Source organism: Actinoplanes sp. CA-051413 (assembly GCF_050955795.1).
In the GTDB taxonomy this organism is placed as follows: domain Bacteria; phylum Actinomycetota; class Actinomycetes; order Mycobacteriales; family Micromonosporaceae; genus Actinoplanes.
Window position 1 is genome coordinate 9,591,101 of sequence record NZ_CP192100.1, and the last position, 14,743, is coordinate 9,605,843.

At 70.6% G+C, this 14,743-nt stretch carries 12 protein-coding genes and 1 tRNA gene; 6 read left to right on the forward strand and 7 right to left on the reverse strand.

What is annotated here, in order from left to right; genetic code table 11:
- Positions 1-20 precede the first annotated feature (20 nt).
- The 4 genes from ACQP2Y_RS45235 to ACQP2Y_RS45250 all read right to left on the reverse strand — a co-directional run bounded on the left by ACQP2Y_RS45235 (position 21) and on the right by ACQP2Y_RS45250 (position 5,207).
- A complete protein-coding gene (locus tag ACQP2Y_RS45235) occupies positions 21-3,665 on the reverse strand; it encodes an adenylate/guanylate cyclase domain-containing protein (protein WP_433722912.1) in 3,645 nt (1,214 codons plus the stop codon).
- Positions 3,662-4,474, reverse strand: coding sequence for an MBL fold metallo-hydrolase (locus tag ACQP2Y_RS45240; protein WP_433732376.1), 813 nt, complete (start codon positions 4,472-4,474; stop codon positions 3,662-3,664). Before ACQP2Y_RS45240 ends, ACQP2Y_RS45235 begins: the two co-directional genes overlap by 4 nt.
- Before the next feature lie 95 nt (positions 4,475-4,569).
- Positions 4,570-5,055 (reverse strand): RidA family protein, encoded by a 486-nt coding sequence (locus ACQP2Y_RS45245; protein WP_360819632.1) that lies wholly within the window; start codon positions 5,053-5,055, stop codon positions 4,570-4,572.
- Positions 5,052-5,207 carry a DUF4177 domain-containing protein gene (locus tag ACQP2Y_RS45250; protein WP_212987823.1) on the reverse strand — a complete coding sequence of 52 codons (156 nt, stop codon included), beginning with the start codon at positions 5,205-5,207 and terminating at the stop codon, positions 5,052-5,054. The genes ACQP2Y_RS45245 and ACQP2Y_RS45250 overlap by 4 nt, the downstream gene beginning before the upstream one ends.
- A gap of 162 nt (positions 5,208-5,369) precedes the next feature.
- Between ACQP2Y_RS45250 and ACQP2Y_RS45255 the strand changes: the two genes are divergently transcribed.
- The 3 genes from ACQP2Y_RS45255 to ACQP2Y_RS45265 all read left to right on the forward strand — a co-directional run bounded on the left by ACQP2Y_RS45255 (position 5,370) and on the right by ACQP2Y_RS45265 (position 8,518).
- On the forward strand, positions 5,370-6,287 hold the full coding sequence (locus tag ACQP2Y_RS45255; RefSeq protein ID WP_433722914.1) for an Rv0361 family membrane protein: 918 nt from the start codon (positions 5,370-5,372) through the stop codon (positions 6,285-6,287).
- A 22-nt stretch (positions 6,288-6,309) separates the two neighbouring features.
- A complete protein-coding gene (locus ACQP2Y_RS45260; protein ID WP_433722916.1) occupies positions 6,310-7,260 on the forward strand; it encodes an ArsA-related P-loop ATPase in 951 nt (316 codons plus the stop codon).
- Between the two features lie 97 nt (positions 7,261-7,357).
- On the forward strand, positions 7,358-8,518 hold the full coding sequence (locus ACQP2Y_RS45265) for an ArsA family ATPase (RefSeq protein WP_360819641.1): 1,161 nt from the start codon (positions 7,358-7,360) through the stop codon (positions 8,516-8,518).
- Positions 8,519-8,522: 4 nt separating this feature from the next.
- On the opposite strand, the gene ACQP2Y_RS45270 is transcribed toward ACQP2Y_RS45265, so the two are convergent.
- Entirely contained in the window at positions 8,523-8,825 is a 303-nt protein-coding gene (locus tag ACQP2Y_RS45270) for a WhiB family transcriptional regulator (protein WP_041832981.1), read from the reverse strand.
- A 313-nt stretch (positions 8,826-9,138) separates the two neighbouring features.
- On the opposite strand from ACQP2Y_RS45270, the gene ACQP2Y_RS45275 reads away from it, so the two are divergent.
- Positions 9,139-11,535, forward strand: a complete 2,397-nt coding sequence (locus ACQP2Y_RS45275; RefSeq protein ID WP_433722920.1) for a transglycosylase domain-containing protein — start codon at positions 9,139-9,141, stop codon at positions 11,533-11,535.
- A 191-nt stretch (positions 11,536-11,726) separates the two neighbouring features.
- On the opposite strand, the gene ACQP2Y_RS45280 is transcribed toward ACQP2Y_RS45275, so the two are convergent.
- On the reverse strand, positions 11,727-12,179 hold the full coding sequence (locus ACQP2Y_RS45280; protein ID WP_433722922.1) for a GatB/YqeY domain-containing protein: 453 nt from the start codon (positions 12,177-12,179) through the stop codon (positions 11,727-11,729).
- 25 nt (positions 12,180-12,204) lie between these two features.
- Between ACQP2Y_RS45280 and ACQP2Y_RS45285 the strand changes: the two genes are divergently transcribed.
- Both ACQP2Y_RS45285 and ACQP2Y_RS45290 read left to right on the forward strand, forming a co-directional pair.
- A complete protein-coding gene (locus ACQP2Y_RS45285; RefSeq protein WP_433722924.1) occupies positions 12,205-13,098 on the forward strand; it encodes a metallophosphoesterase in 894 nt (297 codons plus the stop codon).
- A gap of 72 nt (positions 13,099-13,170) precedes the next feature.
- Positions 13,171-13,244, forward strand: a tRNA-Pro gene (locus ACQP2Y_RS45290).
- A 130-nt stretch (positions 13,245-13,374) separates the two neighbouring features.
- Here the strand turns inward: ACQP2Y_RS45290 and ACQP2Y_RS45295 are convergent.
- Positions 13,375-13,890, reverse strand: a complete 516-nt coding sequence (locus ACQP2Y_RS45295) for a hypothetical protein (protein WP_433722926.1) — start codon at positions 13,888-13,890, stop codon at positions 13,375-13,377.
- Positions 13,891-14,743 lie beyond the last annotated feature (853 nt).

Below are 14,743 nucleotides of genomic sequence, written 5' to 3' on the forward strand. Positions count from 1 at the left end.
TACGCGACCGGGCGTCAGCTTCATCCCGGCACGTCAGACGCGTACGCGACAGATTCCGGCGGTTCCACGATGGAATGGGCGAGAGCATCCCTCAATTCCTCCGCCGCGACTCGTTCACTGACCTGTTCCGAGGAGTACGCGAGCAGCACAGCCTCCTCGGCCGCCGCCCGCGCGAGGTCCAGCGACCCGGCCGCCGCGTGCACCCGGGCCAGCACCATCGCGGCGACCACTCCGCTGCGGACGTCCTCGGCCGGCACCTCGCGGGCGCGCCGGATCCAGGTCGCCGCCGCCTCGACGTGACCGTCGGCGAGCAGGGCGGACGCGTACGACGCCAGCGCGTGCCGGCGGGAGAAGAGCAGCGAGCCGCCGGTGTCACTGGCGATCGGGGCGAGCAGCCCCACCGCGGTGGCCGCGTCACCGGCCCGCAGCCGCGCCTCGGCGAGCAGCACCCGTGGCCCGACCTGCGCCGGCGCCAGGGGGTTGTGCGGCTCGACCGCGGTCATCACCCGGCGTGCGTCCGCCTCGGCCGCCTCCACGTCACCGCGTTGCAACGCCACGAAGCCGCGCAGGGTGCCGGCCATGCCGAGCAGCAGCGGGTGACCGGTCTTGTCGGCGTACTCCAGCGCGTCGGTGAGCAGGTCCTCGGCGTGCTCGGGCTCGTTGAGGCCACGGGCGATTGCTCCGCGGACGACCAGGGCGAGCCCGCGGCCCCAGTCGTCGGAGACCGCGGCGAAGTCCCGGTACGCCCGGCGCGCCTCGCCGTCCGCCTCGGCCAGGTCACCGAGCTCGGCTGCCGCGTACGCCTCGACCGCCCGCAGCGTGCCGACCGCCCAGCCCTCGCCGACCCGGTCACCGAACGGCAGGAAGATCCGGGCCAGCCGACGCGACTCGTGCAGGCGTCCGGCCAGCAGCCGGGCGAACGCCGTGGTGCCACGCAGCCAGGACCGGCCCACCGGGTCACCCAGCTCGGCGAACAGGCGGGCGGCCCGGCCGAGCACGGCGTCCGTACCCGCGAAGTCACCTCGGGTGGTGGTGACCCAGGCCAGGTTCTGCAGCGCCCAGGCCTGCCCGTGCCGGTCCCCCGCGGTGAGCGTGACCTGGTACGCGGCCGCGAACCGGCTGCTCGCCTGGCTCAGCTTGCCGGCCAGGAAGTCGGCCATGCCCAGCCGGCGCATCGCGTTGGCGCGTTCCGGGGCCAGCTCGGCCTCGGTCGCCACGTCCAGCGCCTGCTGCCAGGCCGCGACGGCCCGGGACGTGTCGCCCAGCGCCTCCTGGGCCCGGCCGACGACCAGCAACGCCTCGGCCCGGCACACCGGCTCCTCGTCGGCGCTGCCGGCGATCTTCTCGCCGTAGGTCAGGGCCTCGTTGGCGCGGCCCAGGCGCAGCAGGGCGCGGGCGTGCACCAGCTGGTCGGAGAGCGGCAGGCCGTCCTTGGCGATGGCGGCGGCCCGTTCCGCGTACGCGATCGACGCGGCCGGTTCGATGTTGGCCAGGGCGCGGCGGGCCATCCGGCCCAGGGCGGCCACCCCCAGCGGGGCCACGTCCCGGGCGGTCGCGTCGGGACGCAGCCGGACCGCGTCGGCCAGCTCGACCGCGCACTCGGCGTGGGTCGCCACGAAGGCGTCCCGCTCGTTCTCGCCGAGGCTGAGCCGGCTGGCCCCGTCGTAGCCCAGCGCCGTCACGGTCTCGGGCGCGGCCCACCGGGCCAGGTACGCATGCCGGTCGGCCAGGTCGGCCTTACCCAGCCCGGCGTACGCGGCCTCGCGCATCAGCGGGGTGCTGAACGCGTATCCGCCGCGGACCCGGTGCAGCATGCGACGTTGCAGCAGCTCGTCGATGGCCCGTTCGAGCTCGACGGCCGCCACCGCACCCGGCCGGGCGTCGGCGGGCGCCCGGCGCTCACGCAGGGCCTCGATGACGCCGGTGGGCACCGTGTCACCGACGACGGCGGCGTCGCGCAGGACCGAGCGCGGCTCGGTCGGCAGCGCGTCGATGCGGGCGGCGAGGACCGCCGCGAGGTCGCGGGAGAGCAGCTGGCTGCCCATCGAACCGTCGGCGAGCTGCCACTTGCCGGCGGCGTTGGCACCGACGGCCGGCATCAGCGCGCCGCGTTCCATCAGCAGCGTGACCAGCTCGGCCAGGTAGAACGGGTTGCCCTGGGCGGTGGCGAGCAGCCGGTCGGCGTCGGCCTGGACCAGCTTGCCGCCGTTGAGATAGGAGGTGAGCAGGCGGGACGCGTCCGCGCCGCGCAGCGGTGGCAGGGTGTGGATCTCGGCGTCGGCCAGCCGGGTCAGCGCGCCGGCGGTCCGGACCAGCTCCGGGCGGCCGAGCAGCAGCAGCACGACCGGCCCTTCGAGGCGCGACAGCACCGCGCCGAGAGCGTCGATCGTCTCGGCGGTCGCGTCGTGCAGATCATCAACGATGACGACCAGCGGCGTCTCCCGGGCCAGGGCGCTGAGCAGGCCGGCGACCGCGATCGGGATGGTCTCGGTCTCCGGGCGGGCGCCGCCGGTGGGCTGATATTCCGCGACGGCGGCCGGGCCGACCGGGTTGGCCGGGGCCTCGCCGTAACCGAGCAGCGCCAGCAGGCGGTCGATGTCGAGGTCGGGTGGCTCGCCGTCACGGCTGAGCCGGGCCACGAGCTTGCGCAGCCGCTCCTCGACCACCGTGCGGTTCATCGTCGCGGCCACGTCCTTGGGCAGGCCGACGGACTTGCGCACGAGGTCGGCCAGCGGCGCGAAACGGCGGCGCTCACCGAACGCCCGGCAGCGCGCCCGCAGCACCCGGGCACCGGTGTGGGTGGCGAAGCGGCCCGCGCCGACGTCGTAACCGGCCGCCAGCCGCTTGACCTCGCCCGCGAACCGGGTCTTGCCGATGCCGGCCTCGGCCGTCATCACCATCACCCGGGGCGTGCCCGCGTCGATGACCTCGGCGAGCCGGCCGGCGACCCGGCCCAGCTCGGTCTCGCGGCCCACGAACGGGGCCTCGTCGCCGAGACCCGACCGGGTGCCGGGCGCGTCGTGCAGACCGAGCAGCTCGTACGCCGGCACCGGCTCGCGCTTGCCCTTCAGCCGTAGCGCCCGCAGCTGCCGCCAGGAGGCGACGTGCCGGGTGCCGGCCGAGGTGCGCGACCCCGCGTAGACCGCACCGACCGCCGCGGCGTCGGCCAGCCGGGCTGCCGTGTTCACCGTGTCGCCGATGACCGTGTACTCGATCGAGGCCTGGATGCCGGCGACCACCTCGCCGGTGTTGAGCCCGACGCGCAGGCCCAGGGGTGCGCCGCCGCCGCGCTCGTCGTCCAGTACGCGACGGACCGCCCGCTGCATGCTCAGGGCGGCCCGGACCGCACGCTCGGCGTCGTCCTCGTGCGCGACCGGCGCGCCGAAGACGGCCATGATCCCGTCGCCGGTGAGTTTGTCGACGTGCCCGCCGAAGGTCTTGACCGCACCGGCCAGCGCGGCCAGCACACGGTCGGTCACGGCACCCACACGCTCGGGATCCAGGTCCTCGGACCAGGACGTGAAGTCGGAGAGGTCGCCGAAGAGCACGGTGACGATCCGCCGCTCCGCCGCAGGCAGCGTGGCCGCGGCGGGCAGGGCGGCACCGCAGTTGTGGCAGAAACGGGCACCGGGAACGGCGACGGTTCCACACACAGGACAGGTCACAGCGGGTCCAACTGTTCCGGGGTGGGCTGTGATTCCCGCCTCAGGTAAGCGAGTTGCGCGCGCGCCGACCAAACCGCTGCGAAACGGACTCTTGGTGCGATGTCCGGGTAGACGACTTCGACGATCGCCTCGGCCGAGTCCGCCCCGGCCGCGATCGCGGCCCGGACCTGGCCGAGCCGCTCCTGCCGGTGGGCCAGATAGGCCCGGGCCACCGCGGCGCAATCCGGGAGGGCCGGCCCGTGCCCGGGCAGCATCAACACACCCTCGTACGCCGCCAGCCGCTCCAGACTCGTCAGGTACGCCCCCAGGTCGCCATCCGGCCAGGCGACCACGGTCGTGCCCCGCCCCAGGATGGTGTCGCCGGTGAAGACGGCCCGCTCGCCGCCGCACTCGACCAGGAAGCTGACCGAGTCACGGGTGTGCCCCGGCGTGTCCAGCACCTGGATCTCCAGGCCGTCGCCGCCGAGCTGCTCGTCGCGGCCCAGGGGCCCGGCGAGCACCCCGTGCTTCGGATCGGCCGCCAGGACGTGCGTGCCGCCGAGGAGCTCGGACAGGCGCGCGGCACCCTCCACGTGGTCGTGATGACCGTGAGTGACGAGAATGAACAGGAACGGTCCGTGTCCGGCGATCCGGGCGAGATGTCCCTCGTCGAGCGGGCCGGGATCGATGACGATCCCGTGCTCGGCACCGGGGGCGCGCAGCACCCACGTGTTGGTGCCGTCCAGCGTCATCGGCCCGGCGTTGTGTGCACGCAGCAGCGTCACCCATGCCGGTAACTCCACGACCTCGGCGGCCCCCATGCACCGCATCGTACGTCGCACTGCGCTGACCGTCCGGGGACCGGATGTGCGATCCGGTCACCGGCGGTCACGACGCGACGGCAAAACCACACGCGGCGAGGCGGTCAGGCGATCTCGGCGATGACCTCGACCTCGACCGGCGCGCCCAGCGGAAGCTCGGAGACGCCGACGGCGCTGCGGGCGTGCCGGCCCAGCTCACCCAGCACGTCACCGAAGAGGTTCGAGGCTCCGTTGACCACGGCGGGCTGGCCGGTGAAGCCCTCGGCCGACGCCACGAAGCCCGTCAGCTTGACGATCTTCACGAGCCGGCCCAGGCCGACCAGCGCGTCGATCGCCGCGAGGGCGTTCAGCGCGCAGTAGCGGGCCAGCTCGGTGCCCTGCTCGACGGTCACTTCCGCGCCGACCTTGCCGACGTACGGCAGCTTGCCGTCCACCATCGGCAGCTGCCCGGAGACGTAGACATAGTTGCCGGACTGCACGGCCGGCACGTACGACGCGAGCGGCGGCACGACCGACGGCAGCGTCAGCCCCAGCTCCGCGAGGCGGGCGTACGCGTCGGCGCCGCCCTCACCCGTCACCGGCGTGGTCACGACTTGGCCCGCTTCATGTACGCGATGAGCTGCTCGGAGTTGGGTCCGGGAACGACCTGCACCAGCTCCCAGCCGTCGTCACCCCAGTTGTCGAGGATCTGCTTGGTCGCGTGGACCAGCAGCGGCACGGTCACGTACTCCCACTTCTGCATTGCTCGTCCAGCTCCCTGTCACTCGTACGGGCTGCTCCGGGCGGCTGCCCGGCGACGGCGACAGCCTAGCCAGGCGGCCGGAGCTGCCTCGCGGCTGTCCGGATTTCGTTACGCTGAGCACCGGGGCGGCGCGGCCCCGACTCCGCCGGCCGAGGGGGCACGATGACGCAACCGCAGCAGGGCGAGACGGCGCGGCCCTCGTCGATCGCCGCAGCGGAGGCGCCCGCGTCCGACTTCATCGACGCCCCGCCCCCGGCCGAGCTGCCTGAATGGCCGCCGATCGGCGCCTATCCCGGCGAGCCCGGCCACCCGGCTCCGGCTGAGCCCGCCCCCGGTTTCGATGACACGCAGGTCTTCTCGGTGCTGCCCGCCGAGACCGAGGTGCTGATCGGTGAGCCGGTGTGGCATCAGCCGCCGCCGACCGAGCCCTTCCACGCCCGCCACGAGAAGCCGGGCGAGTGGCGCACCGAGCCGCCGCCCCACCTGGCCCTGGAGCACTCGCCGCCGGCCGAGGTGCAGCCCGGCGTGCAGCACGACCAGCCGACCGAGGCCATCCCGCTGAGCATGCTGCCGCACCCGTGGGAGGTGCCGTTCGACCCGCACGCCACCGAGACGGTGCTGCTCGACACGCCGCGCAAGCACAAGCGCCCGTTCTGGGTGGCGGTGGCCCTGGTCCTCACTCTGCTGATCTTCGGCGGCGGCACGGTCTCGGCCTATCTGCTGCTGCGCGACGCCGAGAGCGGCAAGGGCGCGCCCGACCCGGCCACGGCGGTCAACAGGTTCATGACGGCGATCTACACCCAGCAGGACCCGAAGACCGCGGGGGACGTCGTCTGCCGCGAGGCGCGCGACGAGGAGAAGCTCAAGGCCCGGGTCGACCAGATCAAGGGGTACGCGAACGAGTACGACGCCCCCTCGTTCCGCTGGAACGACCCGGCCGTCTCGGGGCAGACCGACGAGAAGGCCACGGTCGGCGTGCAGCTCACGATGAGCACCGACGACGAGAAGACGGCCCAGCAGCAGCTGACCTTCACCGTGGTCCGCAAGACCGGCTGGCTCGTGTGCGACGTGACCGGCTGAATTGACGCCGTACGCTCGATCTGTGGCTAGCAACGAGTGGCCGGCGCGCCTGCACGTCGTGACCGGCAAGGGTGGCACCGGCAAGACGACCGTGGCGGCGGCGCTCGCCCTCGGGCTGGCCGCGGGCGGTCACCGCACGCTGCTCGTCGAGGTCGAGGGCCGGCAGGGCATCGCCCAGCTGTTCGGCACCGATCCGCTGCCGTACGCGGAACGCCGGATCGCGACCCCGGCCCGCGGGGACGGCGAGGTCCGGGCGCTGGCGGTGGACCCCGAGGAAGCTCTGCTGGAGTACCTCGAGATGTTCTACCGGCTCGGCGCGGCCGGCCGTGCGCTGCGCAAGATCGGTGCGATCGACTTCGCCACCACCATCGCCCCCGGCCTGCGCGACGTCCTGCTCACCGGCAAGGTGAAGGAGGCGACGACCCGCTCGTCGGACGGCCGCCGGGTGTACGACGCGGTCGTGCTGGACGCGCCGCCGACCGGCCGGATCGGACGGTTCCTCAACGTCACCGCCGAGACCGCCAAGCTGGCCAAGATGGGTCCGATCAAGACCCAGAGCGACGGGGTGGCCTCGCTGCTGCGCTCCCCGATGACCGCCGTGCACGTGGTCACGCTGCTGGAGGAGATGCCGGTCCAGGAGAGCCTGGACGCGATCGGCGAGCTGTCCGCGCTGGGCATCCCGGTCGGCCGGATCATCGTCAACGGCAGCCGGCCGCCGCTGCTGGCCACCGGAAAGATCACCAAGACCGAGCTCAAGCGCGGCCTGGCCGCCGCCGGCCTGCCCACCGACGCCGCGACGGTCAACGGCCTGCACGCCGAGGCCCGGGCCCACCTGACCCGCCGGGAGCTGGAGGCTTCGCTGCGCTCGGAGCTGGCCGAGCTGGGCCGCCCGATGCTGGAGCTGCCGCTGCTGGCCGGCGGGGTGGACCTCGACGGGCTGCACGAGCTGGCCGACCTGCTGCTGAGCGCCTGAACCGGCCGGTCCCCGGGGCCCGGCCGGAGTGTCTGACCCGCCACACACCGCAGTGCTGCACGCCGCGCGGGGGGCTACGAGTCAGTACGCTCGGAACGTGGCCGCTGATCAGACCGCCCCTCGCCTGGACGTCGACGCTCTGCTGGCCGATCCGGCCACCAGAATCGTGGTCTGCTGCGGCGCCGGTGGCGTGGGCAAGACCACCACGGCGGCGGCGCTCGGCCTCCGCGCGGCGGAGCAGCACGGCCGGCGCACGGTGGTGCTCACCATCGACCCGGCCCGCCGGCTCGCCCAGTCCATGGGCCTGACCGAGCTGGACAACACGCCCCGGCAGGTCAAGGGCATCGACACCGAGGCGACCGGCGGCGAGCTGCACGCCATGATGCTCGACATGAAGCGCACGTTCGACGAGGTCGTGCAGGCGCACACCTCGCCGCAGCGGGCCGCGGAGATCTTCGCCAACCCGTTCTACCAGGCCATGAGCTCGACCTTCTCCGGCACCCAGGAGTACATGGCGATGGAGAAGCTGGGCCAGCTGCGCGCGGGCGACGAGTGGGACCTGATCGTGGTCGACACTCCGCCGTCCCGTTCGGCCCTGGACTTCCTGGACGCCCCGGCCCGGCTGTCCCGCTTCCTGGACGGGCGGATGCTGCGCCTGCTGATGGCCCCGGCGCGCGGCGGCCGGAGCATGTTCAGCCTGGTCACGGCCTCGTTCGGGATCTTCTCGCGGGCGGTGCAGAAGATCCTCGGCGCGCAGCTGCTGACCGACCTGTCGGGCTTCGTGGCCGCACTGGATTCCATGTTCGGTGGCTTCCGGCAGCGCGCCGACGAGACGTACCGGATCCTGCAGGACCCGCAGACCGCGTTCCTGCTGGTCGCGGCCCCGGAGCGGGACGCGGTCCGGGAGGCCGCGTATTTCGCGGAGCGGCTGGTCGCGGAGCGGATGCCGCTCGCCGGCCTGGTGCTCAACCGCACCCACGAGACCGCGTTGCCGACCGTGACCCCGGCCGAGGCCGAGGCGGCGGCGGCCGAGCTCGACGCGGCGGGTGATCAGCAGGCGACCGCGGACGCGCTGCGCATCCACGCGGCCCTGCTGCGGCAGATCGACCGGGAGGTACGGGTGGCGGCCACGTTCACCGAGGCCTTCCCGGACGTCCCGGCTGTCGCAGTGACAGCGCAGCCCGCCGACGTGCACGACGTCGACGGGCTCCGGACAATCGGTGCTGCCCTGTCCCGGGACCAGGTGTCCCGGTCCTGAAGGATCAGCGGGTGGAGACGAGCACCTTGTCGGCGCCCTTCTCCCGCAGAGCGGCTTCGAACATCTTCCGCCAGCTCGCCACGTGCGGGTGCCGGCGCAGCAGTGCGCGCCGCTCCCGCTCGGTCATGCCTCCCCAGACGCCGAACTCGATCCGGTTGTCCAGAGCGTCGGCCAGGCATTCGTAGCGGACCGGGCAGCTGCGGCAGATCCTCTTCGCCACGTTCTGCTCGGCGCCCTGCACGAACAGCGCGTCAGGGTCGCCACTCTGACATGCCGCCATACTGGGCCAGTCGCTGATCATCCCCATCTGTTCACGTCCCCCCTTGCTTCCCCTGACGCCGGCGGACTCATGTCCCCTCAAGTCACACAGGCGTCGTGCGATAGCTCGCCGGATCATCATGCTCTGTAGTCGGGCGATTACGCAACGTTGTCCCTCAAAAACGTATACCTCGGTAGTTCCGGACATCCCGGGCTGACCGGACGGCGGGAAGTTCGCAAAAATTCTGGGAAAACGCCACGCGCGGCCGGCGGAACAGGCAGACTCATTCTGGGCGAACCGTGACCTTCTCGACACGCAGTCACGGGTATCTTTCGCGTACCCTGCTCAGGTGACCTCCTGGATGCGCAGACGCGATCACAACATCTTCGCCAATGCGACCTCGCTGCTGATCTGCGGCCTGCTCGCGGGCGTGGTGGTGGCCGCCGCGGCGTTCCCCGCCGTGGCCATGTCCGGCCTCGCGGCCAAGGCCGGCGGAGAGACGTTCGCCAGCCTGCCGAGTGAGCTCAAGCAGGCGAGCGCCCCGCAGATCAGCCGGGTCTTCGCATCGGACAACAAGACGCTGATCTCGGCGTTCTACGACGAGTTCCGCAGCGAGGTCCGGCTGGCGGACATCTCGATCAACATGCAGAACGCGATCATCGCCGCCGAGGACCACGAGTTCTACAAGCACAACGGCGTCGACATCAAGGGTGTCGCCCGGGCGTTCGTCAACAACAAGAGCGGCAAGTCCCAGCAGGGCGCCTCGACGCTGACGATGCAGTTCGTCCGGATGTCGCTGGCCTACTCGGCGACCAGCCCGCAAGAGGTCGTCGACGCCACCAAGGACACCCCCAAGCGCAAGATCAACGAAATGAAGTACGCGCTGCAGATCGAGAAGGATCTCTCCAAGCAGAAGATCCTCGAGGGCTACCTGAACAAGGCGCCCTTCGGCAACGGCTCGTACGGCATCTTCGCCGCCAGCCAGGTCTACTTCAGCAAGAAGCCCAAGGACCTCACGGTCGCCGAGTCCGCCCTGCTGGCCAGCATGGTGAAGGCCCCGACCGCGTTCAACCCGACCACCGCCAGCGGCTACCCGCAGGCGCTGGACCGCCGCAACTACGTCATCAAGCAGATGCAGGACCTCGGCTTCGTGACGCCGGCGGACGCCAAGAAGGCCACGGACACCAAGATCAGCCGCACGGTGAAGCGCCCCGGCAACGGCTGCGTCTCGGTGGCCAAGAACCACTGGGGCTTCTTCTGCGACTACTTCTACCGCTGGTGGCTGAGCCAGGACGCCTTCGGCGCGACCACGTACGACCGGGAGCGGCGCCTGAAGAGCGGCGGCTACCGCATCCAGACGTCGATGGACATCAAGGCGCAGCAGGCCGCCCGGGACAACATCGGCGAGCACATCTCGCAGAACAATCAGAACGCGCTGCTGCTGGCGGCCATCCAGCCCGGCACCGGCAAGGTCCGGGCGCTGGCGGCCAACCGCAAGTTCAAGCTGGACGACCCCGCGGACCCGAAGAACAAGATCTCCTCGGACCCCTCCAAGGCCCGCAAGAAGATCCGCGGCACGTACCCGAACACCACCAACCCGCTGCTCACCGGCGGCGGCGACATCACCGGCTACCAGGCCGGCTCGGTGTTCAAGATGTTCACCCTGGTGGCCGCGCTGGAGAACGGCTACCCGCTGGCCTACTCGATCAACGCCCCGGCCAAGGCCATCACCAAGTACCGGATCGCCCCGGGCCGGTCGACGTGCAACGGCATCTACTACTGCCCGAGCAACTCGGGCGGCAAGGCCGGCGGCGTCACGAACATGTGGACGGGCTTCAGCCGCTCCATCAACACGTTCTTCGTACCGCTGCAGGAACGGGTCGGCGCGGAGAAGGTGGTCGACGTCGCCCAGCGCTTCGGCGTGAAGTTCCGCACGAAGACGGACATCGACCTCGCGTCGAACAAGGACGCCGCCCACCAGTGGGGTGCCTTCACCCTCGGCGTCTCGTCCTCGACCCCGCTGGAGATGGCCAACGCGTACGCGACGCTCGCCGGCGACGGGATGTACTGCGACCCGACCCCGGTGCAGCAGATCATCTCCCGGACCAACGAGAAGATCGACATCGGCAAGCCGCACTGCACCCGCGCCACGTCCCCTGACGTCGCTCGCGCGGCGCTGGACGCGGCCCGCTGCCCGGTGGGTGACAACGCCCAGCTCGGCAGCTGCGGCGGCAGCCGTACGGCCGGCGCGGCCCGCGGCATCATCGGGCACCCGATCTTCGGCAAGTCCGGCACCACCGACAACGACAAGACCGCGGCGCTGATCATCGGCAGCAGCTCGCTGACGGTGGCCGGCTACCTGGTCAACCCCGACTACCAGAACCACAAGGACCGGATGTCGCACGGCATCGTGAACCCCGCGGTCTGGAACACGATGGCCGACTACATGCGGGGCAAACCCAAGGTCCAGTTCAAGAAGCCGGGCAGCTCGAAGATCTCGATCGGCGAGCAGCGCTCGATCCCAGGCGTGGAATGCGCAACGATCGCCGGCGCGATAGCCCGGGTGGAGAGCGCCGGCTTCACCGCCTCGGTGGGCCAGGAAGTCGAGTCGGACTGCCCGAAGGGCACGGCGGCGGGCACCAACCCGCCCAACCGGACGATCAAGAACGGCTACGTCAGCATCGAGATCAGCAAGGGCAAGGCCGACGACAAGCCGGAAGCCCCTGACAAGCCGAAGCCGCCAGGACGGCGGCGCTGAGCGACGGCGGGCGGGCCACCTTCGGGTGGCCCGCCCGCTGCGTTTCCCGGCGGTGTTCGCGAGCTTCGGGCGGCCCGCCGGCCGCATCCGTGGCGGTGCTTGGTCAGCCTTCGGGCGGCCCGCCCGCCCGTTTCTAGCGGTGCTTCGCCAGCCTTCGGCTGGCCCCGTCCGCTGGCTTTCGGGGTGCTTCGTCAGCTGAGCTGCTTGCGTACCGCTGCCGCCACCCGGCCGCCCTCGGCCCGGCCGGCCACCGCCGCCTGGGCCGCCTTCATGGCCGGGCCCATCTGGGCCTTGCCGGTGAAGCCGCCGGCCTGCAGCGCCCCCGCGACCAGCTCGGCGATCTCGTCGTCGGTGAGCTGCGCCGGCAGGTAGCGGTCCAGGATCTCGCCCTCGGCGTTCTCCTTCGCGGCCTGATCGGTGCGGCCGGCCCCGGCGAAGGCGGTCGCCGCCTCCCGGCGCTTCTTCGCCTCCTTGGTCAGCACGGCGAGCACCTCGTCGTCACTGAGCACCTTGGCGGCGTCCCCGGCCGTCTCGGCATTGCGCACAGCGGTCAACGCCATCCGCAGCGTCGAGGTCGTCAGCTCGTCCCGGCTCTTCATGGCGGAGTGCAGGTCATCGTTCAAGCGGTCTTTCAGCGTTCCCATGGACGCCCAAACTACTCTGGCCTCCATGCGCAAGCGTCCCTTTATCTCCCTGGCCGCCGGTGTGACCGCCGCCGGTGGTGCCGCCCTCGCCTACGCCTCGCTGATCGAACGCAACCTGTTCACCCTGCGCCGCATCGACGTCCCGGCGCTGGAACCGGACGCCGAGCCGATGCGCATCCTGCACATCTCGGACCTGCACATGATGCCGGACCAGCGCCGCAAGCAGGCCTGGGTGGCCGCGCTGATCGGCACGGACCCGGACCTGGTGGTGGTCACCGGGGACAACATGGCCTCCCCGGAGGCGATCCCCGGCGTCCTGCGCGCCCTGGACCCGCTGCTGCACCTGCCCGGCGCCTTCGTCTTCGGCTCGAACGACTACCGCGGGCCGCTGTGGAAGAACCCGCTGCAGTACCTGCTGCCGGAACGCGAATACGTGCAGGGCGTGGAACTCCCGGCAGAAGACCTGCGAGCGGCCTTCACCGACGCAGGCTGGACCGACCTGAACAACGCCCGAACCGTGATCAAAGCCGGCGGCCGCTCCGTGGAACTGGTGGGTGTCGACGACCCCCACGTGGACCGCGACGACTACCCGTCCGTGTCAGGCCCGGCCTCAGCGGGAGCGGACCTGCACATCGGCGTGACCCACACCCCGGCCTCCCGCGTCCTGGACCCGATGGCCGCAGACGGCTTCAACCTGCTGCTGGCCGGCCACACCCACGGCGGCCAGGTCTGCGTCCCCGGCTACGGAGCGCTGACCACGAACTGCGACCTCCCGACCGCAATGGCCAAGGGCCTGCACCGCTGGCCGGGCTCAGACGCCTGGCTGCACGTGTCGGCGGGCCTGGGCACCCACCCGACGGCACCGATCCGCTTCGCATGCCGCCCGGAGGCCACGATTTTGACGCTGATCCCACGCTGACCTGGGCTTTTACCAACCGGGGATACCGATTTCGCGACGGCCGAAGCGTCGGCTAGTATTGCTGAGCACGCTCGGGGTGTGGCGCAGCTTGGTAGCGCGCTTCGTTCGGGACGAAGAGGCCGTCGGTTCAAATCCGGCCACCCCGACCCTTGAAACACCAGCTCAGGGCTGGTTCTCCTCGCGGAGAACCGGCCCTGACTGTTTCTAGACCCATCCCTAGTCGTGGATCTTGAGTCCTGGCTTCCGACCGCCAGCCGACGAGCTAGCACAAGCCGATCAAGCAAGCGTTTCGGGACTGCGCCGTTGCCACCATGCAGTGAAGAGGGCGGTGGCCTGCGCCTTGATCCCGTCGGAAACAAGCCTCAGCGCGTCGCCCATCAAAGGCTTGGCTGTGTACTTGTAGACCTCTGGATGCTGCTCCACGGAGGGGCATGTGAAGAGGGCCAGCATCCGAAGTACGCGGAGAGTGTCCTTGCCCAGCAGCGGGAAGTGCGCCTCCACCAGCCGGGCCAGTGCTGACCAGACCCTGTCGACCACAATGTCGACGACTACTTCAGCCAGTTTCTTCGAGAGTCCCGACAGATGCTCGGCCACGAAGCCCTTGACGAATTGTTTACCCCTGTCGGAAAGGAACTGGACCGCCTGATCAATCTGCTCGATCCAGCGGATCAGCGCGACGAGTAGCCCGCACCACGTGTGATCAGCCAAATGCTTCTTGACCTCACGCGCAGTGCGCTCGTTCTGCACGCAGCTGTCAATCTCTGCTGAAATGTCATCCCACGTGTCGATCATGATCGTCTGACCCAGAGCCGACAGCCGCCCAAAGTCGGAGGAGGTTGTGGCCGGGTCACTCAGGTCAACACGCACAGGCCACTGATCGCCGGGTGGAGGTCTCGGGCTGGTCCTCGACAGGTAGTCGGTGATGTCCAGGCGAGCCAGATCAACAGAGGCCTGCCGGTTCCGCGCATTGAGGCTCAGCGCGCCGGTGCGCCGATTCCGTTCGATCTTGTCCTCGAGGCGGTGCCGTCGATCGTCACGCGTCGACTGTGGACCCCACGCAAGCTGGGTCCATCCTTGCCAGCCATGGAGCGCTCCACCGCAGCCCGAGCAGACGCACCCTGGGTTCTGGGCATTGGAACAGTTCGACCTGTGGGTATTCCCTGCCATGTCCCGCCACCGTTCGCATCGACATTGCTATCCGTGAATGCATGATGACTCTAAGTGAGATGGAAGGGTCAACTTCCGTCATAACGGTCATTGATCATTGAGAATTGGCTGCTTAATGCCTCGCCGGTTCACTGTCCGGCGTAGAGCTGTCAGCTTTCCGATTGCCTGTTCGGCAAGTGCGCCTCCTCGAGCAAGACGGTTCGCGCAGGAGGAAACCGATGGCCGGGAAGACACGCCGTACTGGTCGGGACGGCCGCCGTGCCGTGGCGAACAACGGACTGGGGCGCGGGCATGAGAAGACCGATTGCGATGACTGCGAGTCTCATGCTGCTAGGGACCGCGATGGGATGCGGGCATTCCCCCGCCCCTGACCCGGCGGCAGCACTGAGCGTCCCACCAGCCTTCGCCGATGTGGTGGACGTCGCCTGTTCCCCCTCCGGCACCCGAGCCTCTGCCACCCGGTTCGCGGTCCAGCGCG

Bases quoted from the DNA above. Each gene is read 5' to 3' on its own strand.
- ACQP2Y_RS45275 (WP_433722920.1), top strand. From the start codon at position 9,139: ATGCGCAGACGCGATCACAACATCTTCGCCAATGCGACCTCGCTGCTG.
- ACQP2Y_RS45240 (WP_433732376.1), bottom strand. From the start codon at position 4,474: ATGCGGTGCATGGGGGCCGCCGAGGTCGTGGAGTTACCGGCATGGGTG.
- ACQP2Y_RS45295 (WP_433722926.1), bottom strand. From the start codon at position 13,890: ATGATCGACACGTGGGATGACATTTCAGCAGAGATTGACAGCTGCGTG.
- ACQP2Y_RS45270 (WP_041832981.1), bottom strand. From the start codon at position 8,825: ATGGGGATGATCAGCGACTGGCCCAGTATGGCGGCATGTCAGAGTGGC.
- ACQP2Y_RS45280 (WP_433722922.1), bottom strand. From the start codon at position 12,179: ATGGGAACGCTGAAAGACCGCTTGAACGATGACCTGCACTCCGCCATG.
- ACQP2Y_RS45255 (WP_433722914.1), top strand. From the start codon at position 5,370: ATGACGCAACCGCAGCAGGGCGAGACGGCGCGGCCCTCGTCGATCGCC.
- ACQP2Y_RS45250 (WP_212987823.1), bottom strand. From the start codon at position 5,207: ATGCAGAAGTGGGAGTACGTGACCGTGCCGCTGCTGGTCCACGCGACC.
- ACQP2Y_RS45285 (WP_433722924.1), top strand. From the start codon at position 12,205: ATGCGCAAGCGTCCCTTTATCTCCCTGGCCGCCGGTGTGACCGCCGCC.